Annotated in this window: 18 protein-coding genes and 1 tRNA gene; 11 read left to right on the top strand and 8 right to left on the bottom strand. The window is 69.0% G+C overall.

Going from position 1 to position 19,652, the window contains the following annotated elements; all coding sequences use genetic code 11:
• Nucleotides 1-108 precede the first annotated feature (108 nt).
• The 8 genes from ABZ854_RS09035 to ABZ854_RS09000 all read right to left on the bottom strand — a co-directional run bounded on the left by ABZ854_RS09035 (nt 109) and on the right by ABZ854_RS09000 (nt 6,108).
• Entirely contained in the window at nt 109-963 is an 855-nt protein-coding gene (locus ABZ854_RS09035; protein WP_361206820.1) for an immunity 49 family protein, read from the bottom strand.
• Complete coding sequence (locus ABZ854_RS09030) at nt 944-3,535, bottom strand: hypothetical protein (protein WP_361206554.1); 2,592 nt, start codon at nt 3,533-3,535, stop codon at nt 944-946. The genes ABZ854_RS09035 and ABZ854_RS09030 overlap by 20 nt, the downstream gene beginning before the upstream one ends.
• A complete protein-coding gene (locus ABZ854_RS09025) occupies nt 3,532-3,933 on the bottom strand; it encodes a DUF6507 family protein (protein ID WP_361206551.1) in 402 nt (133 codons plus the stop codon). The genes ABZ854_RS09030 and ABZ854_RS09025 overlap by 4 nt, the downstream gene beginning before the upstream one ends.
• A 57-nt stretch (nt 3,934-3,990) precedes the next feature.
• The gene (locus ABZ854_RS09020) at nt 3,991-4,302 is read right to left on the bottom strand and encodes a pore-forming ESAT-6 family protein (protein WP_361206548.1); all 312 of its coding nucleotides are present in this window, start codon (nt 4,300-4,302) and stop codon (nt 3,991-3,993) included.
• A gap of 55 nt (nt 4,303-4,357) precedes the next feature.
• Nucleotides 4,358-4,690, bottom strand: coding sequence for a hypothetical protein (locus tag ABZ854_RS09015; protein WP_361206545.1), 333 nt, complete (start codon nt 4,688-4,690; stop codon nt 4,358-4,360).
• A gap of 559 nt (nt 4,691-5,249) precedes the next feature.
• On the bottom strand, nt 5,250-5,663 hold the full coding sequence (locus ABZ854_RS09010; protein ID WP_361206542.1) for a PIN domain-containing protein: 414 nt from the start codon (nt 5,661-5,663) through the stop codon (nt 5,250-5,252).
• Entirely contained in the window at nt 5,660-5,923 is a 264-nt protein-coding gene (locus tag ABZ854_RS09005; protein WP_361206539.1) for a CopG family transcriptional regulator, read from the bottom strand. The genes ABZ854_RS09010 and ABZ854_RS09005 overlap by 4 nt, the downstream gene beginning before the upstream one ends.
• 113 nt (nt 5,924-6,036) lie before the next feature.
• Nucleotides 6,037-6,108, bottom strand: a tRNA-Arg gene (locus tag ABZ854_RS09000).
• A gap of 117 nt (nt 6,109-6,225) precedes the next feature.
• Here ABZ854_RS09000 and ABZ854_RS08995 point away from each other — a divergent pair.
• The 11 genes from ABZ854_RS08995 (at nt 6,226) to prmC (ending at nt 19,637) form a co-directional block, all read left to right on the top strand.
• Entirely contained in the window at nt 6,226-6,822 is a 597-nt protein-coding gene (locus ABZ854_RS08995) for a response regulator (protein WP_361206536.1), read from the top strand.
• A gap of 125 nt (nt 6,823-6,947) precedes the next feature.
• Nucleotides 6,948-7,931 carry an ArgS-related anticodon-binding protein NrtL gene (nrtL, locus tag ABZ854_RS08990; protein ID WP_361206533.1) on the top strand — a complete coding sequence of 328 codons (984 nt, stop codon included), beginning with the start codon at nt 6,948-6,950 and terminating at the stop codon, nt 7,929-7,931.
• Between the two features lie 50 nt (nt 7,932-7,981).
• On the top strand, nt 7,982-9,373 hold the full coding sequence (lysA, locus tag ABZ854_RS08985; RefSeq protein ID WP_361206530.1) for a diaminopimelate decarboxylase: 1,392 nt from the start codon (nt 7,982-7,984) through the stop codon (nt 9,371-9,373).
• Nucleotides 9,374-9,560: 187 nt separating this feature from the next.
• On the top strand, nt 9,561-10,853 hold the full coding sequence (locus tag ABZ854_RS08980) for a homoserine dehydrogenase (RefSeq protein ID WP_361206528.1): 1,293 nt from the start codon (nt 9,561-9,563) through the stop codon (nt 10,851-10,853).
• A gap of 6 nt (nt 10,854-10,859) precedes the next feature.
• On the top strand, nt 10,860-11,918 hold the full coding sequence (gene thrC, locus ABZ854_RS08975) for a threonine synthase (RefSeq protein WP_129306560.1): 1,059 nt from the start codon (nt 10,860-10,862) through the stop codon (nt 11,916-11,918).
• Between the two features lie 295 nt (nt 11,919-12,213).
• Nucleotides 12,214-13,131 carry a homoserine kinase gene (gene thrB / locus ABZ854_RS08970; protein ID WP_361206524.1) on the top strand — a complete coding sequence of 306 codons (918 nt, stop codon included), beginning with the start codon at nt 12,214-12,216 and terminating at the stop codon, nt 13,129-13,131.
• Between the two features lie 400 nt (nt 13,132-13,531).
• Nucleotides 13,532-15,571: a transcription termination factor Rho gene (gene rho, locus ABZ854_RS08965; protein ID WP_361206521.1), complete on the top strand. Its 2,040-nt coding sequence runs from the start codon at nt 13,532-13,534 to the stop codon at nt 15,569-15,571.
• 412 nt (nt 15,572-15,983) lie between these two features.
• The gene (locus ABZ854_RS08960) at nt 15,984-17,120 is read left to right on the top strand and encodes an LCP family protein (protein WP_361206519.1); all 1,137 of its coding nucleotides are present in this window, start codon (nt 15,984-15,986) and stop codon (nt 17,118-17,120) included.
• Nucleotides 17,121-17,314: 194 nt separating this feature from the next.
• Nucleotides 17,315-17,539 (top strand): 50S ribosomal protein L31, encoded by a 225-nt coding sequence (rpmE, locus tag ABZ854_RS08955; protein ID WP_129306556.1) that lies wholly within the window; start codon nt 17,315-17,317, stop codon nt 17,537-17,539.
• Nucleotides 17,540-17,648: 109 nt separating this feature from the next.
• On the top strand, nt 17,649-18,725 hold the full coding sequence (gene prfA, locus ABZ854_RS08950) for a peptide chain release factor 1 (RefSeq protein ID WP_361206515.1): 1,077 nt from the start codon (nt 17,649-17,651) through the stop codon (nt 18,723-18,725).
• A gap of 72 nt (nt 18,726-18,797) precedes the next feature.
• The gene (prmC, locus tag ABZ854_RS08945) at nt 18,798-19,637 is read left to right on the top strand and encodes a peptide chain release factor N(5)-glutamine methyltransferase (protein ID WP_361206512.1); all 840 of its coding nucleotides are present in this window, start codon (nt 18,798-18,800) and stop codon (nt 19,635-19,637) included.
• Nucleotides 19,638-19,652 lie beyond the last annotated feature (15 nt).

Genomic DNA, 19,652 nt, shown 5'->3' with positions numbered 1-19,652 from the left:
GCCCGTCTGCTCTTTTCGATTAGGCACTCGGCCCATGGGACATTTGGCTTCTAGCGACACGGACGGTGTCGCACAGTGTGTCAGGTGCTCGGCAAGGAGCGGCATATCTCAGGTCTCGAACTCTCCTACCCAGGAACGCTGCAGCAAGGCACGAGGAAGGTAGTCGGACTCGACTTCGACAGGGAACCCCGAGTCATAGGCAAGGCAGGCAATCGCCAACGGCCCGAGAGCCACGAACCCTTCGGGGCTGTCGGCACGCTGGACGTCGGCTGTCCAGTACCGCCGGTGGTGTTCGAGCGCCTCCACGAGGGCTTCGTTGAACCCGTCGTGGTCCTGGCGAAGGAAGCGATGGAAGAGATTGACCGGCTGGTAGAGGATTTTCTCCAGGAGTTCCCGGTCCGTGTTCCGTGCGACACCAGGGTAGGAAGAATCGATGGTCGCGATCAGCTTGTCGACGAGTCCCGGGGCCTCCTGCCAGTACGTTTGCAGGGAATCAACCCAGCGGTAGGCGTACTCGTCGTAATCGGCGCCAGCGGCTCGCAGGAGGCTGATGGGAACCCGGCTCAGTTGATCCATGCGGCTGGACTCACGGCAGACAGTGGCCAGCCAGAACGCGTTGATCCAGTTACCCGCGTCCGTGAAGTACTGCGGGCCCACAGCGGGGATCGTGCGCATCTTGTCGGCGATCCGGCATTCCACGGTTCCCTCACTGATGGCCGCGGCGCTGAAGAGTGCACTTCCGACCTGCATGGCGGATACGAAGGATTCCCAGGTTTGTAGCCGACTCGCTGTCGCGTCCGTGGCGCACAGGGATCGTGCGAACGTCAGAGCCGAGTTGAAGGTCCGGTTGAAGCCGTTCGGCGAATTTTCGAGCTTATTGATGGAACGAGTGACACTGTTCTTCAGGATTTCTAGCGCTTCCGGCGACGAGGCGGTGGGAATTTTATGGCGCGGCAGCTGCATCGGCACCAGTCGCCCCCTTCGGTAGGCTGATATCGAACTTCTTCATAATATAACCCGCATAAGTATGGCCGTCTGGCCTTCCCTTGACGAGTACGTATTCTACCTTCCCGTCGTCCAGGGCTTCGGAAAGGTCCGAATATGCACGCGCTTCCTCCGGGTTGCTGCGACCCCGCTCTTCCATTTTCTTGAGAATGTCTTCGAAATATCCTCTGGTCCCTTGGCTTACCTTCTTGCCGGTCTCGAGAGTGCGATGCCCGAGACTAGTGTTGACGTTGCTCTTGGCCTCGACTACTACGAGTCTTCCGTCATCGAGGCGCCATACCTGATCGAATCGATTGGCGTGGTTGGGCGTATCGGCGAGGTCCACCCAGTGGGCCCCATCGTAATTGTCCGGTATCGCCTGCAGTTCGGCGACTCGCTCACCGAAAGCTTCACTTTGCTTCCCCATATTTTCGTGAAGAGGCGCATGCTCCGTCATGATCTGGCGGAGGATCTCTTTGTTCTCAGGCGTTGGGTCCTGCGCGTAAGCCTTCTCGGCGGCCTCGACCTTGGGATGGAAGGCCTGATCGGTGTCGATTGCCGTGCGCCTGCTGTGGGCATGCTCATCGAGCGGCTCGAGATTCTCTGGAGTAGCGTCTGCCCGGCGTCTGTCGATGGTCTCGCCCAAATGGTACTTGGGGGGCTGAGCCTGCTTCTCTATCTTTGGGAGCCACTGCCCGGGGTGGTCCGGATCCGGCTTGAGTTTCGTGAGCCGATCACCGAATTCGTCGACACCATCTTCGCGGAGGCGCCGGCCATCGGATCCGTAATGCGCATTGAGCCACTTCTTGTCAGGCTGGTTCGCCTGCTCGACCTGGCGTTGGACGTGCTTGGGCCAGTCTGCATTTGTGCCTCGTGGGCCGGCTCCGTCATTGCCACTGGCTCCAGTGGCGCCGTGTTCACCGCCTCCTGAGGATCGTGAAGGGCCGCCCGGGGAGAGCGAGCCGCGATGGTCAGCTCCGTCAGCATGTCCTGAAGGCGGCCCATGGCCGGCTTGAGGCGCAGGACTCTTCCCGGGGTGAGAATCAGTATGGGACGCGTGAGCCGTAGAGTCGGCAGCGGCCGGTCGCTGTTCCGGGACTGCCCTGTGCTCCGGAGGGGCGGAACGTTCCTGCCCTGCCGCATCTGCGGTTGAGTTGTTAACCGGATGGGCGCCTGCCGGTTCGGGCTGAGGGCTCGAGTGTTCTGCGTCGGATGAGTCGAGCCGGGCGTGGTCGTCCGCGCTGGACTCGTGAAGGGCCTCGTCCGCATGCTGCCGCAGGCTGCCGTCCGAGTTGAGGATGTGCCCTTCGCCCGTAAGGTAGACGACCTTGCCTGACGCCTCGTCGACGTAGGGGATCGCGTTGGCCGGGATCTCGGGGGAGCGGAGGGACTCGGCTTCCTTCAGGAGGTCTGCTGTTGTGCCGGTGTGCAGGTTCTTGAGGGTGGAGAACGTGTCGCCGACCTTGACGAAGCTGAGCTTGCCGGCTTTGGCCATGTAGGTGACCGGGTCGATCGCGCGGCCGACCTTGCCCGCGGTGGACAGGGCCCGGGCTGCCGCTCCCGCCTTGCCGGCGCCGGAGGCGGCACTGCCCGCTCCGTCGGTGGCGAGGACGGTGAGGATGTTGAAGCCCGCGGTGCCGCCCGCGCGGGCCGGGTTGGTCTTCCACTCGTCCCAGGCGACGAAGCCCTTGACGTACTGCTTGTAGGCGGTGCGTGACTCGCGGAGCCACGAGGGGAGCTGGTCATCCGGGGTCAACCACCACGCACCGTAGGTGAGCTGGGTCACGGTGGCGGCGGTGGCTATCTTCGCAAGGTTCTTCCAGGATTCGCCGGCGGCGTCCCAGCCGTCGGCGCCGAACAGGGTGCCGACACCCTTGAAGGTGGCGACCACGCCGTCGGTCCAGACGCCGTCCCACACCTGCTTGCCCTGGTGGGCCAGCCAGCGCCAGCCCTCGTATTCACGCTCGGCCGGTGCGCCCCACGGGGTTTCCGGCGCGTGGTCGAGGTCGTCGGCGTTGTAGCCGTACATGTTCTTGCCGTGCGAGCCGTCGTCGGTGGTCAGCGGGGTGCCGCTGATCAGGGCCATAATCTTGTTGTAGGCAGTGCGCTCAGCGGCCTCGAAGGCGGCGACCGTGTGGTTCACGTCGTGCCACAGGTCGTTATTGTGGTCGACCTTGTCCTGGTCCTTGCGCCAGTCGTCGTCTCCGGAGACCGAGTTGACGAACGTGGTGGCGTCGGTTTTGAGTGCGTCCAGCTTCTGCACCAGCGGCTGGACCTCCGCGCTGTAGTCCGACAATGCGGAGGTGACCTTCTCCAGGTCGTCGGAGAACGCGTCCGACTTCTTCTGAACGGGCAGCGTTGTGGCGAACAGGTCCTCAGCCTCGGGCGCGCTGTAGAAGGCGGACAGTCCCTGGAACGTGGTGTGCACGTTGGAGCCCGAGGCACGGAACTGGCCGGCGTCGGCGGTCAGCAGCATCACATCGATGTCGAGAGTGGCCAGATCGCCGATGAAATGGGGAATGCCGGAGGGGTTGATCAGTTTGTCGGTCACGAGGCCGGGTCCTTCGGGTGGTGCCCGGTGCCGGTCTGGCCCGGCATGTCGAGCTTGCCGATGACCGCCTGGTGCTGCGCGTTGGCGGCCTGTTCCAGCGAACCCCGCATGTAGTCACGGGTGGCCTCGTCGGCACCGTGCAGCGACATCGAGGCGCGCTTGGCGACGGAGAGCAGCTGAGGGCTCCAGTGCTCCAGGAACTGCGCCAGCGCTGACCCGACCACGCCCGCCGTGCTGGTGTACGGACCGTACTGGTTGGTCAGGGTGCCCGCAGAGTCGGCGGCCTCCTTCAGGTTGTCCTGCATTGCGCTGTGCGCGTCCGACAGACCCTTCGCCGCGGTCGCCGTCCTGGACAGCACGCCGTACACCCCGGCAGGCTCGATGTCCCACCCCGTCACGACAGTCCCCCTCGTCCCCGTACCCCGTCCAGCGCGGACAGGTGAACCCCTCTTGCCTCAGCCGATGTTGTCGACTGCGGCCCTGGCCCTGGCCAGCGTGGACTGGGCCGTGGAGTCGTTCTGCTCCAGCGTGGAGCGCACCAGCTGGATGATGGCGCGCACCTCGTGCGCGGCCTTGTGCCAGCGGACCTCCTTGCCGTGGTACTCGTCCGAGACGCCGTCGGCCTGGAACTCGGCCATCGCGGCCTTGACCGCCCTGTCGCGATCCGTCAGCACCTGCTCCAGCTGACCGATCACGCTCGTCAGGCTGATCTGCACATCTGCCGACGCACCCGTGTCGTACGAACGACGGTCCTGGTTCTGACCCATGGTCAGGTCCCCCTCGTGAGCTGGAAGTCAGTCGTGATGGCCGTCGCGCGCGGGATCAGCGCGCGCCGAACCGGGCCGCGTCGAAGTTGGCGGCGCCCATGGTGTGGTGCGAGTTGTCCTGCATCTCCAGGTCACCCGAGCCGAATGCGGTGTCCATGCCGGACTGCCCGCCCAGGATCGCGCCGAGCGAGCTGTTCAGATCGCTGGTGATCCCGTCCGCATGTGCCTTGAACCGGTCGAACGCGGCCTTGCCGGCTCCGTTGAACTTGCCCTCCAGCGGCTCCGCCGCCTGGATCAGCCACTTGATCAGTGTGCCCAGGTCGTCGGTCGAACCGACGGTGCTCTTGCCGAGCTGCGACAGGGTCGTCGACCCCATGTCGAACTTCATCAACCCACCCCCGTGTGGTGTCGTGTTGCCGCTGCGCTCCGGTTGCCAGGGCTCCCGTGCAGCAGTCTCTCCCCACGCCGCCACCGGCTTCGAACATTCTCTCGTGTCACGAGTTGCGGCAGCAACGCGGGGGGTGTGCATGTGGCGCGATGTCGCTCCTGAAAGGTCTCGAACACGACGCCTTCCGTGAACCGGATACCATGCTCCCGCCCTGCGTCGCGGGCAAGCAGTGGGCCCTTGGTCGGCACCACTCAACCGGGAGCGAACAGAGGCCGTCCGCCCCGCCCGACCTCGCAGGGGGTGCCGGCCCGCGATCCACCGGGTCGGACCATGCGCGCAGGATGAGCTGAACGGTTCACGAGCGGCCGCACAGCTCATCCGCCCAGCGCCCGTAGGCCGCACCAATGGCCCGGTCTGCCAGAGTGATTTGCTGCTGCTGGATCCCGAGAACACCGTCTTCAGCCGTGGGGCTGGGCGAGTACTACGGCGGCCTCGTACGAGGGGTGGAGCATCGCCACCCCGCTTCTCACAGAGCACGAGGAGCAGGCCGGCCGTGACCTCACACCTTGATGGCGGTGATCCGTTCCCCGCCCAACGCGATGAGGTCCTCCTGGTCGGAAGTGAGGATCGTGACCGGGCCGGGGGCGGCCAGGGCGGTCGCAGCGAGCATGGCGTCGATCGCATACTTGTGACCGTGGAGCCCGGCGTCCGCGAGCAGCGCGGCCGCTTGTCGCGCGATCGCTTCGCTGACTGGTTCGACGATGATGCGGGAGAGCGTCCACTCCAGGGCCGGGCGGTTGATCCGTGGGTGGACGACCTCCACGAGAGTTGCCGCAGAAGTGATCACACGCAGGTCGTCGGCGCGTGCGAGGGCGAGCCAGCCAGTGACTGTGCGATCCCGTAGCACTGCCTTGGCCAGTCCTTCGCTGTCCAGGACGAGAGTGCCGCCCGGGGCGGCGGGGGAACGAGTCACGCGGCGTTGGCCCCGTCCTGTGTCTGCTCCCGTCGAGCCTGGTGAAGTTGATCGCGGAGAGCCTGGACCTCCTCGTCGGTCACGGGCCCGTGCTCGGCCTCGGCGACCTGGATGAGCTCATTCAGATTGTCGCGTTCGATCTGGCGGGCCACCGCGGCGGCCACATAGGCGGACAGCCCGGAGGGCCCGCTACGGGCCTTGGCGGCCTCGGCGACATCGCGGGGCATGGTGATCGAGTACTTGCCGGTAGGATCGCTCACGCTACTCATCCTACCTTCAATCCTCCCCGCTGCGGCCCGCACCCGTACAAGCACAAAGACCCCGCACTCAGCGTTTCCACTGGTGGCGGGGTCTTAGGCACACTTGTACAGTGTGCCCCCGGCAGGATTCGAACCTGCGCACACGGCTCCGGAGGCCGTTGCTCTATCCCCTGAGCTACGGGGGCGTGTCGGGCTTTGAGCTGGTGCTCGGTGGCGACGGGTAGAACCCTAGCAGGTCCCGCGGGGTGATCAGGAACGGGTTTCCACCGGCAGGTGGGGTGGGTCCCCCGGACGGGGTGGAAGTGGGGAAAACCCGGACGCGGTGGCCGGTCCGGACCTACTCTCGAGTTGTGCCAGGGGCGTCGGGCCGGGTGCTTGTTGTGGACGACAACAAGGTCATCCGGCAGCTGATCAGGGTCAATCTTGAGCTTGAGGGGCTTGAGGTCGTGACCGCGGCCGATGGTGCCGAGTGTTTGGATGTGGTGCACGAAGTGCGTCCCGACGTCGTCACGCTGGACGTCGTCATGCCGCGGCTGGACGGGCTGCGTACGGCCGAGCGGCTGCGGGAGGATCCCCGGACCCGCGATCTTCCCCTCGCCATCATCAGCGCCTGCACGCAGTACGAGGTCGAGGCCGGGATCGGCGTCGGTGTCGATGCCTTTCTGGCCAAGCCCTTCGAGCCGGCTGAGCTCGTCCGCCTCGTGAAGCAGCTTCTTGAGCGCGGCAGTGGGGGACGGGGAGGGGGAGGCGAAGGGGCCTGTGAGCGGCCTCGGCCTCGTGATGGCGGGCAGGGTGATGAGGGTGAGGGAGAGGACGGTGGTGAGGACGGGGAAGTGATCGGGGAGGTCTCCGAGGTCTCCGGGCCCATCTCTGGGCCTGTTTCCGGTCCTGTTGCCTAGCCCGTGTCCGCCGGTGCTGGTGCCTGGCTTGCTCCGGGCCCGTTGCCTAGCCCGCGTACCCGCCGTCGTCCCACCACCCGAAACCGGTTCGCATACCCACCCCCCTCCTCCCCTACGCTTGTCCCGTGACCCCCGTCGAGCTCTCCCGCACCGTGCTGCACGCGGTGCGTCGTGCTGTGGACGAGGGGGAGCTGGAGGTGACCGTGCCGGAGCGGGTCGTGGTGGGGGAGCCCGGGCCCGGTGGGTGCGGGGACTACGCCACCAACGTCGCGCTGCGGATGGCCGGTGCCGCCGGACGCAAGCCCCTCGAGGTCGCCGAGGTGCTGCGCTCCCGGCTCGTCGAGGTGGACGGGATCCGGGACGTCGTCATCACCGGACCCGGGTTCCTCAACATCAGCCTCACTCGAAGCGCCGACCCCGCGCCCGGGCTCGTCCGTGAGATTCGCGAGCTCGGCGCCGGCTACGGGTTCAGCGATGAGCTCGCCGGGCAGGTCGTGGTGCTGCGCGTGCCGTACGACGTCCGTGCCGAGGTCGTCGCCGACGCGGTGGCGCGGATCGTGGCCACCCAGGGCGGCCGCGCCGAGGTCGAGCACGGGGAGCCCGTCAATCTGCGGCCCGTTCCGGCGGCCGAGGACCCCGCTCCGCTCGGGGCCGACGCCGCGCAGTGGGCCCTTCTGTACCCGGCCGCGCACGACCGGCCCCGGATCACCGCTGACCACCTCGTGCAGCGCGAGAGCAATCCGCTGTTCCGGGTGCGCTACGCCCACGCCCGCGTCCGCTCCGTCAGCCGCAACGCCGCCCGCCTCGGGTTCACCGCCGAACCTGGGAGATACGGCGCCGACGACCTCGTACGCCCCCTGGTCACCGCCCTCGCCGCCCACCCCCGCATCCTCGCCGCGGCCGCCACCCATCGCGCCCCGGACCGGGTCGCCCGGCATCTCGTCACCGTCGCCGATGCCGTGCTGCCGTTCGTACCGACCGTCCTGCCGAGTGGCGAGGAGAAACCCTCGGCCGCCCACCGTGCCCGGCTCGCCCTCGCCGAAGCCGCCGGGACGGTGCTGGCCGGTGGCCTGTCCCTGCTCGGCATCGACGCACCCGAACACCTCTGAGGCAGTCCCCAGGCCGCCCGGAGAGAGACAGAGAGTCTGAGAGTCACGTCATGAGCCGTTCCGCCCACCCCGCCGGGCCCCGCCACGCCGATGTCCTGCCCGAGGGGCACTACTCCGCCCCGCCCGCCGACCTCAACATCCTCGACCACAAGGTGTGGGCGCAGACGGTGGGGCGGGACGAGAGTGGGGTGCTGACCGTGGGAGGCGTCAGCGCGACTCGGCTGGCCGAGGAGTTCGGTACGCCCGCCTACATCCTCGACGAGGCCGACTTCCGGGCCCGGGCGCGGGCCTGGCGTACCGCCTTCGGGGCCGACGCCGACGTGTTCTACGCCGGCAAGGCCTTCCTCTCTCGCGCCGTCGTGCGGTGGCTGGCGGAGGAGGGGCTGAATCTGGACGTGTGCTCGGGCGGCGAGCTGGCGACCGCGCTGTCGGCCGGGATGCCCGCCGAGCGCATCGCCTTCCACGGGAACAACAAGTCCGGTGAGGAGATCCGGCGGGCCGTCGAGGCCGGGGTCGGGCGGATCGTGCTCGACTCGTTCCAGGAGATCGTGCGGGTCGCGCACATCGCGCAGTCGCTGGGGAAGCGGCAGAAGGTCCAGATCCGGATCACGGTGGGCGTCGAGGCGCATACGCACGAGTTCATCGCCACCGCCCACGAGGATCAGAAGTTCGGGATTCCGCTCGCGGGCGGGCAGGCCGCCGAGGCCGTACGGCGGGCGCTGCAGCTCGACGGGCTGGAGCTCATCGGGATCCACAGCCACATCGGGTCGCAGATCTTCGACATGTCGGGGTTCGAGGTCGCCGCGCACCGGGTGGTGCGGCTGCTGAAGGACATCAGGGACGAGCACGGGGTCGAGCTGCCCGAGATCGACCTCGGGGGCGGCCTCGGAATCGCCTACACCAGTGCCGACGACCCCCGTGAGCCGCACGAGATCGCCAAGGCGCTGACCGAGATCGTCACCCGCGAGTGCGAGGGCGCCGGGCTGCGGACCCCGCGGATCTCCGTCGAGCCCGGCCGCGCCATCGTCGGGCCCACCGCCTTCACGCTGTACGAGGTCGGCACGGTCAAGCCGCTGGAGGGGCTGCGCACGTACGTCTCCGTCGACGGCGGCATGTCCGACAACATCCGGACCGCCCTGTACGACGCCGAGTACAGCGTCGCCCTCGTGTCCCGGACCTCCAGCGCCGAGCCGATGCTCACGCGGGTCGTCGGCAAGCACTGCGAGAGCGGGGACATCGTGGTCAAGGACGCGTTCCTGCCGGGGGACCTGGCGCCGGGCGACCTGATCGCCGTACCCGCCACCGGTGCCTACTGCCGGTCCATGGCCAGCAACTACAACCACGCTCTCCGGCCGCCCGTCGTCGCGGTGAAGGACGGCGAGGCGCGGGTCATCGTGCGGCGCGAGACGGAGGAGGACCTGCTGCGCCTCGACGTGGGGTGAGTTCCCAAAGTTCCGGAAGCCGGTCAGGGAAGCCGGTCAGGGAAGCCGGTCAGGGGCCCGGAAGATCTCCTGTCCGGCGGGTCCGTGGAAATGAAATAGATGTCTCACGATCCGGACGAAGGGTAGAAACTCCCGTCCGGTGAGTGAGACTGGTCCAACCGTAGACGGTATGAGGAAACGAGGTCGGATGATGCGTACGCGTCCGCTGAAGGTGGCGCTGCTGGGCTGTGGGGTTGTCGGCTCAGAGGTGGCGCGCATCATGACGACGCACGCCGACGACCTCACGGCCCGGATCGGGGCGCCGGTCGAGCTCGCGGGGGTCGCGGTACGGCGGACCGGGAAGGTCCGCGAGGGCATCGACCCGGCCCTCGTCACCACCGACGCCACCGCCCTCGTCAAACGCGGCGACATCGACGTCGTCGTCGAGGTGATCGGCGGCATCGAGCCGGCCCGGACCCTCATCACCACCGCGTTCGAGCACGGCGCCTCCGTCGTCTCCGCGAACAAGGCCCTGCTCGCCCAGGACGGGGCCGCCCTGCACGCCGCGGCGATCGAGAACAAGAAGGACCTCTACTACGAGGCCGCGGTCGCCGGTGCCATTCCGCTGATCCGGCCGCTGCGCGAGTCCCTCGCCGGCGACAAGGTCAACCGGGTGCTGGGCATCGTCAACGGCACGACCAACTTCATCCTCGACAAGATGGACTCCACGGGCGCCGGGTACCAGGAGGCGCTCGACGAGGCCACCGCCCTGGGATACGCGGAAGCCGATCCCACCGCCGACGTCGAGGGCTTCGACGCCGCCGCCAAGGCCGCCATCCTCGCCGGGATCGCCTTCCACACGCGCGTGCGCCTCGACGACGTCTACCGCGAGGGCATGGCCGAGGTCACCGCCGCCGACTTCCGCTCGGCGAAGGAGATGGGCTGCACCATCAAGCTGCTCGCCATCTGCGAGCGCGCGGCCGACGGCACGTCCGTCACCGCGCGCGTGCACCCCGCGATGATCCCGCTGACCCATCCGCTCGCCTCCGTGCGCGGCGCGTACAACGCCGTCTTCGTGGAGTCCGACGCGGCCGGGCAGCTCATGTTCTACGGCCCCGGCGCCGGCGGTTCGCCGACCGCCTCGGCCGTGCTCGGCGACCTCGTCGCCGTCTGCCGCAACCGGCTCAACGGCGCAACGGGGCCCGGAGAGTCGGCGTACGCCGCCCTGACCGTCTCGCCCATGGGCGAGGTCGTGACGCGCTACCACATCAGCCTCGACGTCGCCGACAAACCGGGTGTCCTCGCCCAGGTCGCGACCGTGTTCGCGGAGCACGGCGTGTCGATCGATACGGTGCGCCAGTCGGGCAAGGACGGCGAGGCATCCCTCGTCGTCGTCACCCATCGCGCGTCCGACGCCTCCCTCAGCGGGACCGTCGAGGCGCTGCGCAAGCTCGACACCGTGCGGGGTGTCGCCAGCATCATGCGGGTTGAAGGAGAGTAACCAGCAATGACCCACCAGTGGCGCGGAATCATCGAGGAGTACCGGGACAGGCTGCCGGTATCCGACACCACGCCGGTCGTGACGCTCCGCGAGGGCGGCACGCCCCTCGTGCCCGCGCAGGTGCTCTCCGAGCGCACGGGCTGTGAGGTCCACCTGAAGGTGGAGGGGGCCAACCCCACCGGTTCCTTCAAGGACCGCGGCATGACCATGGCGATCAGCAAGGCGAAGGAGGAGGGGGCCAAGGCGGTCATCTGCGCCTCCACCGGCAACACCTCTGCCTCCGCCGCCGCCTACGCCGTACGCGCGGGCATGGTCTCCGCCGTGCTGGTCCCGCAGGGGAAGATCGCGCTCGGCAAGATGGGCCAGGCCCTCGTGCACGGCGCGAAGATCCTCCAGGTCGACGGCAACTTCGACGACTGCCTCACCCTCGCCCGCTCGCTGAGCGAGAACTACCCGGTGGCGCTGGTCAATTCGGTCAACCCGGTGCGGATCGAGGGCCAGAAGACGGCCGCCTTCGAGATCGTGGACATGCTCGGCGACGCGCCCGACATCCACGTCCTCCCGGTCGGCAACGCGGGCAACATCACCGCCTACTGGAAGGGCTACCGGGAGTACGCCGCCGACGGCATCGCCACGCGGACCCCGCGCATGTGGGGGTTCCAGGCCTCCGGCAGCGCGCCGATCGTGCGCGGCGAGGTCGTCAAGGACCCCTCGACCATCGCGACCGCCATCCGCATCGGCAATCCGGCCTCCTGGCAGTTCGCCCTCGCCGCGCGTGACGAGTCCGGCGGCGCCATCGACGAGGTGACGGACCGTGAGATCCTGCGCGCCTACCGCCTGTTGGCCGCGCAGGAGGGCGTCTTCGTGGAGCCCGCGTCGGCCGCGTCCGTGGCCGGTCTGCTCAAGGCCGCCGAGCAGGGCAAGGTGGACCCGGGCCAGCGGATCGTCTGCACGGTCACCGGCAACGGCCTGAAGGACCCCGACTGGGCCGTCGCCGGCGCTCCGCAACCGGTCACCGTCCCGGTCGACGCGGCCACCGCGGCCGAGCGGCTGGGCTTGGCCTGAGGCGCGAGGAATTCCCGGGAATTCCCTGACCCGGAGAATCCCTGACAGGGGTGCACAGGGGGCTTATGACACGCATCGTGCGCCCCCGGTGCGCCCTGTGTCGCCACGGAACCTTCCTTCGATAGGCTGTGGTGAACCCGCCTACCGCATATGCCTCCGCGTGTGGCACGGCCGCGTCGTGTCCGCGGCCGGCCCGGGTTTCCCCATCCGTCGAATGTCCCCACCGAATGTCCGCCGAATGCCCTTCGCGTCATCCGGCAGCACGCAGTTCGAGTTCAAGGAGAGTCAACGAGCGATGGCCGGTCCAGCGTTCCGCGCCGCCGCCGTACGGGTGCGCGTTCCCGCCACCAGCGCCAACCTCGGCCCGGGCTTCGACGCCCTCGGCCTCGCGCTGGGGCTCTACGACGACGTCGTCGTCCGGGTGGCCGATTCCGGACTGGACGTCGACATCGCGGGCGAGGGCAGCGAGACCCTGCCGCGCGACGAGAGCCACCTCCTGGTCCGCTCCCTGCGCACCGCCTTCGACCTGCTGGGCGGACAGCCCCGCGGCCTGGAGATCGTTTGCGCCAACCGCATCCCGCACGGCCGCGGCCTGGGCTCCTCCTCCGCCGCCATCTGCGCCGGCATCGTCGCCGCGCGCGCGGTGACCATAGGCGGCGAGGCCCGGCTCGACGACGCCGCCCTGCTGGAGCTGGCCACCGAGATCGAGGGCCACCCGGACAACGTGGCGGCCTGCCTGCTCGGCGGTTTCACCCTGTCCTGGATGGAATCGGGGGCCGCCCGGGCGATCAGGATGGAGCCGCACCATTCCATCGTTCCGGTGGTTTTCGTACCCGGAAAGCCGGTACTGACCGAGACCGCCCGCGGTCTCCTCCCGCGCACCGTGCCGCACGTCGACGCCGCCGCCAACGCGGGCCGCGCCGCCCTGCTCGTCGAGGCCCTGGCCAGGCGCCCCGAGCTGCTGCTGCCCGCCACCGAGGACCGCCTGCACCAGGAGTACCGCGCCCCGGCGATGCCGGAGAGCACCGCCCTGGTGGAGCGACTGCGCGCCGAGGGCGTCCCGGCCGTCATCTCGGGCGCCGGGCCCACCGTCATGGCCCTGGCCGACGCCGGGACGGCCGACAAGGTCCAGGCTCTGGCGGGCGCCGAATGGGCCGCCAACCGGCTCGACCTCGACGTACAGGGAGCGAGCGTGCTGCCGCTCGCGACCTGAGACACGGTTGCCGGATTTGGAGAGGGGGAATGTTTGTTGGATCCGGTAGTGTTAACCTCAAGTCTGCACCCGACCTCACCATGGCGAGGTGCTTCGTGTCCCCGTCCGGGACAGACATTCTTCCGGGAGCCTCCCAAGCCACTCCGTGTTCCGTGCGCCGTACCTGGGCAGTACGTCGCATGCGGGCACTGAGCGAGCCGCCGGGCACGCTCCGGAATCGGTGCTACCACGCCACGTGACACTGGGTGCCACGCGGAAGCGCCATCACCAGCAAATCTCTTCCGCCGCTTTGGCGGACCACCGCCCCGGCTCGGACCACTCGAAGACAGGACCGAAGCCGGACAGCACAACCGGTCGCCGAGCCAGACAGGCCGACGTCCGCTCCAGGGAAGGACCCTTCGTGAGCGACACCACCGATCTGATGGGCGCACGTGTCGAGGAGACCGCTGCCGCGCCCGCCACGGACGCCTCCGCGCCTGCCACCGGTGCCGGCTCCCGGCGGCGCCGCGGTACCGGCCTCGAGGGCATGGTGCTGGCCGAGCTGCAGCAGGTCGCCTCGGGCCTCGGTATCAGGGGCACCGCGCGGATGCGCAAGAGCCAGCTGATCGAGGTCATCAAGGAGGCCCAGGCCGGGGGCGGCGCCCCCAAGGCCGAGGCCGCCACCGAGACCAAGCCCAAGCGCCGGGCCACCTCCAAGGCCCGCACGGGTGAGGACGCCGACGGCAAGAAGGCGGAGAAGGCCACCGCGGCCCCCGCCGAGAAGACCGCCGCGCAGCAGCAGATCGAGATCCCCGGCCAGGGCTCCCCGAAGGCCGCCGCCGCGCAGGAGCAGGCGGCCCCCGCCGCCGACGCGCCGGCCGAGCGCCGCCGTCGCCGTGCCACCGCCGAGGCCGGCAGCCCCGCCGGGAACGCCACCGAGACGGTCGTCGCCGAGGCGAAGGGCGAGTCCAGGAGCGAGGCCCGCGGCGAGCAGAAGAACGAGTCCCAGGGCCAGCAGCCGCAGGGCGAGGCCAAGGGCGACGCCGGCGACGGCGATGGCCGCAGCCGCCGCGACCGCCGTGAGCGTGGCCGTGACCGCGACCGCGACCGCGACCGCCGTGGCAAGGGCGACGACCAGCAGGGCGGCGGCGGTCAGCGCCAGCAGGGCCAGCAGGGCGGCCGCCAGGACCGCCAGGACCGGCAGGATCGTCAGGACGACGACGACTTCGACGGTGGCCGCCGGGGCCGTCGCGGCCGCTACCGCGACCGCCGTGGCCGCCGTGGCCGTGACGACATCGCCGAGCCGCAGGTCGCCGAGGACGACGTCCTGATCCCCGTCGCGGGCATCCTGGACATCCTCGACAACTACGCGTTCATCCGGACCTCCGGCTACCTCCCGGGTCCGAACGACGTGTACGTCTCCCTCGCCCAGGTCCGTAAGAACGGCCTGCGCAAGGGCGACCACGTCACCGGCGCGGTCCGTCAGCCCAAGGAAGGCGAGCGGCGCGAGAAGTTCAACGCGCTGGTCCGCCTCGACTCCGTCAACGGCATGGCGCCCGAACACGGCCGTGGCCGACCGGAGTTCAACAAGCTGACCCCGCTCTACCCGCAGGACCGGCTCCGTCTGGAGACCGACCCGGGCGTGCTCACCACCCGCATCATCGACCTCGTCTCGCCCATCGGTAAGGGCCAGCGCGGTCTGATCGTGGCCCCGCCGAAGACCGGCAAGACCATGATCATGCAGGCGATCGCCAACGCGATCACGCACAACAACCCCGAGTGCCACCTGATGGTCGTCCTCGTCGACGAGCGTCCGGAAGAGGTCACCGACATGCAGCGGTCGGTGAAGGGCGAGGTCATCTCCTCGACCTTCGACCGTCCGGCCGAGGACCACACCACGGTCGCCGAGCTCGCCATCGAGCGCGCCAAGCGGCTCGTCGAGCTGGGCCACGACGTGGTCGTGCTGCTCGACTCCATCACCCGTCTGGGCCGCGCCTACAACCTGGCGGCGCCGGCCTCCGGCCGCATCCTGTCCGGTGGTGTCGACTCGACGGCCCTGTACCCGCCGAAGCGGTTCTTCGGTGCGGCGCGGAACATCGAGGACGGCGGCTCGCTCACCATCCTGGCCACGGCTCTCGTGGACACCGGGTCCCGCATGGACGAGGTGATCTTCGAGGAGTTCAAGGGCACGGGCAACATGGAGCTCAAGCTCGACCGGAAGCTGGCCGACAAGCGGATCTTCCCGGCGGTGGACGTGGACGCGTCCGGTACCCGTAAGGAAGAGATCCTGCTGGGCAGCGAGGAGTTGGCGGTCGTCTGGAAGCTGCGGCGGGTGCTGCACGCGCTGGACCAGCAGCAGGCGATCGAGTTGCTGCTGGACAAGATGAAGCAGACGAAGTCGAATGGTGAGTTTCTGATGCAGATTCAGAAGACGACGCCTGCGCCGGGGAACGGGGACTAGTCAGCGGGGGTGCGGGTGCGTTGTCGGCCGCGGGTGTGTTGTGGTTGATCGCGTAGTTCGCCGCGCCCCTTAGGGGACGCTGGTCCTCAGGGTGTTTCACGAGCTCGCCTTCTGTCCTTCGGGGCAGGAGGCGAGCTTTTTGTCGTACGGAGAGACGTTTGCCACAAGGGGGCCGGCGGTGGTTGTGCGGGTTCGTCGGGGGAAAGTGCAGGTGAGTGCGGTTGGGCGGTAGCGGATGGTTACTCTTGGTGACTTTGGCCGTACCGCCGGGCACTTTGCGTTGTGCAACCCTTGCCCGAGTTTCTCCGTCTGACCTGACGGGGTCACGATGGTGGGGTACGGGTCGTTTCGCGGCCAATGCCTGTCCCTGAAAGCAGGGGGTAACCGACCGGATCACAACCCGAGGAGTCATGTGTCCGCCGAGAGCACGCCGGAACCCGGCATACCGGAGCCGGCCCCGACCGGCCCCCGCCGCCGGGGCAAGGGCCGCCGCCGCAAGGCGAGCAGTAAACGCCACAAGGCCCTGCTCGTCACGGCCTGGGCGGCCGCGGGCGTGGTCGTGCTGGGCGGCACCGGCGCCGGGTACCTGTACTTCAAGCTCAACGGCAACCTCAAGAGCGTCGACATCAACGGGGCGCTCGGCACGCACCGGCCCGCGAAGGTCGACAACGGCTCCGAGAACATCCTGGTCCTCGGCTCGGACACCCGTTCGGGTGCCAACAAGAAGCTCGGCGGGGGCGCCGACGACGGCAGCGCCCGCTCCGACACGGCGATGATCGTCCACGTCTACAAGGGCCACAAGAAGGCCGCCGTGGTCTCCGTGCCCCGGGACACCCTGATCGACCGCCCCGCCTGCACCGACACCAAGGGCACGACGTACCCGGCCGCGTCCGGGGTGATGTTCAACTCCGCGTACTCAACCGGCGGCGCGGCCTGCGCGGTGAAGACCGTCGAGTCCCTCACCGGCATCCGCATGGACCACTACCTGGAGGTCGACTTCGCCGGCTTCCAGAAGCTGATCGACGACCTCGGCGGGGTCCAGGTCACCACGACCAAGAACATCGACGACCCCCAGAGCCACCTGGACCTGAAGGCCGGCGCCCACACGCTGACCGGCAAGCAGGCCCTCGGTCTCGTCCGCACCCGGCACGGCGTCGGCGACGGCTCCGACCTGGGCCGCATCCAGCTCCAGCAGGCCTTCATCAAGGCCCTGATCAACCAGGTCAAGCACGTCGGCGTGTTCAGCAACCCCAAGAAGCTGTACGACCTCGCCGACACCGCCACCAAGGCCGTCACCACCGACTCCGACCTCGGCTCGGTGAACTCCCTCATGGACTTCGCGGGCGGCCTCAAGGGCATCGGCTCCTCCCACATGAAGATGATCACCATGCCGGTCCAGTACGACCCGGCCAACCCCAACCGCGTGATCATGGCCCCGGCCCAGGCCCGCCTGGTCTGGACGGCCCTCAAACACGACAAGCCCATCCCCAAGGCGGCCACGGCGGGTACGGCCACCGGTGAGGCCAAGGGCGTGGTGAGCGCGTCGTAAGGGGCCGAGCCCCGCACGGACGCCCGCGTCGTAAGGGGCTGAGCCCCGCACGGACGCCCGCCCGGAATAAAGAACACCGCCCCCCGGTTTTGGGGGATGGCACCAGTCCTGGCAGACTGGTACGTCGGCCCCGGTTCACGCTCCCGCAGCCCCGCGGCAGCGACCCGGCGCCCTCCCGAAACCTAGGAGACACCTTGAAGCGCGACATCCACCCCGAGTACGTCGAGACGCAGGTCAGCTGCACCTGTGGCGCGTCGTTCACCACCCGCAGCACCATCGGGTCCGGCACCATCCGGGCCGAGGTCTGCTCCGAGTGCCACCCGTTCTACACGGGCAAGCAGAAGATCCTCGACACCGGTGGCCGCGTGGCCCGCTTCGAGGCCCGCTTCGGCAAGGCTGCCGCCGGCTCCAAGAAGTAGCGAGCCCCTCTTCGCCGGTCCCCGGCCGCGCCCCTCGCCGGGTGCGTCCGGGACCGGCGTTTTTGGTCGCCCGCCCCTTCACCCCACCCGCAGTATCAGGAGCCGAAAGATGTTCGAGGCCGTCGAGGAACTCGTCGCCGAGCACGCCGACCTGGAGAAGCAGCTCGCCGACCCGTCGGTCCACGCCGACCAGGCCAACGCGCGCAAGCTGAACAAGCGCTACGCCGAGCTGACCCCGATCGTGGCCACGTACCGCTCCTGGAAGCAGACCGGCGACGACATCGAGACCGCGCGCGAGCTGGCCGCCGACGACCCCGACTTCGCCGCCGAGGTCAAGGAGCTGGAGAAGCAGCGCGAGGAGCTGACCGAGAAGCTGCGCCTGCTGCTCGTCCCGCGCGACCCCAGCGACGACAAGGACGTCATCCTGGAGATCAAGGCCGGCGCCGGCGGCGACGAGTCCGCGCTGTTCGCGGGCGACCTGCTGCGCATGTACCTGCGCTACGCCGAGCGCGTCGGCTGGAAGACCGAGATCATCGACGCCACCGAGTCCGAGCTGGGCGGCTACAAGGACGTCCAGGTCGCCGTGAAGACCAAGGGCGGCAACGGCGCGACCGAGCCCGGCCAGGGCGTCTGGGCCCGGCTGAAGTACGAGGGCGGCGTGCACCGCGTGCAGCGCGTCCCGGCCACCGAGTCCCAGGGCCGTATCCACACCTCCGCGGCGGGCGTCCTCGTGACCCCCGAGGCCGAGGAGGTCGACGTCGAGATCAACCCCAGCGACCTGCGCATCGACGTCTACCGGTCCTCCGGCCCCGGTGGCCAGTCCGTCAACACCACCGACTCCGCCGTGCGCATCACGCACCTCCCGACCGGGGTCGTCGCCTCCTGCCAGAACGAGAAGAGCCAGCTGCAGAACAAGGAGCAGGCGCTGCGTATCCTGCGCTCCAGGCTCCTCGCTGCCGCGCAGGAGGAGGCCGAGCGGGAGGCCGCCGACGCCCGCCGCAGCCAGGTCCGCACCGTCGACCGCTCCGAGAAGATCCGCACCTACAACTTCCCGGAGAACCGCATCTCCGACCACCGCGTCGGCTTCAAGGCGTACAACCTCGACCAGGTCCTCGACGGCGACCTCGCCGCCGTGATCCAGGCCTGCGTCGACGCGGACTCGGCGGCGAAGCTCGCGGCCGCGTAACGGACGTACGAGTACCAACGGAGGACCAGCGTGCAGCAACATTTTGGGGAGCGACCCCCAGGCCCCCGGAGCGTGCTGCTCGCGGAGGTGGCCCAGGCCACCCAGCGACTCGCCGACGCGGGCGTGCCCTCGCCGCGCACCGACGCGGAGGAGCTGGCCGCGTTCGTGCACGGCGTGAAGCGGGGCGCGCTGCACTCGGTCAAGGACGCCGACTTCGACGCCCGCTACTGGGAGGTCATCGCCCGCCGCGAGCAGCGCGAGCCGCTCCAGCACATCACCGGGCGGGCCTACTTCCGCTACCTGGAGCTCCAGGTCGGCCCCGGCGTCTTCGTGCCCCGGCCGGAGACCGAGTCCGTGGTCGGCTGGGCTATAGACGCCGTACGCGCCATGGACGTCGTCGAGCCCTGCATCGTCGACCTGTGCACCGGCTCGGGCGCCATCGCGCTCGCCCTCGCCCAGGAGGTGCCGCGCTCGCGCGTGCACGCCGTCGAGCTGTCCGAGCACGCCCTGGTGTGGACCCGCAAGAACGTCGCCGGGTCCAGGGTCGACCTGCGCCAGGGCGACGCGCTCACCGCCTTTCCCGACCTGGACGGCCAGGTCGACCTGGTCGTGTCCAACCCGCCGTACATCCCGCTCACCGAATGGGAGTACGTGGCCCCCGAGGCCCGCGACTACGACCCGGAGCTCGCGCTGTTCTCCGGTGAGGATGGCCTCGACCTGATCCGCGGCATCGAACGCACCGCGCACCGGCTGCTGCGCCCCGGCGGGGTCGTCGTCATCGAGCACGCCGACACCCAGGGCGGACAGGTGCCGTGGATCTTCACCGAGGAGCGCGGCTGGGCGGACGCGGCCGACCACCCCGACCTGAACAACCGGCCCCGCTTCGCGACGGCCCGCAAGGCGCTGCCGTGAGCACCGCCGTCGTGA

It is taken from the genome of Streptomyces sp. NPDC047028 (genome assembly GCF_040644095.1).
Lineage (GTDB): Bacteria > Actinomycetota > Actinomycetes > Streptomycetales > Streptomycetaceae > Streptomyces.
The sequence above is the reverse complement of the archived record's forward strand: the minus strand, read 5'-3'. Positions and strand labels throughout refer to the sequence as shown.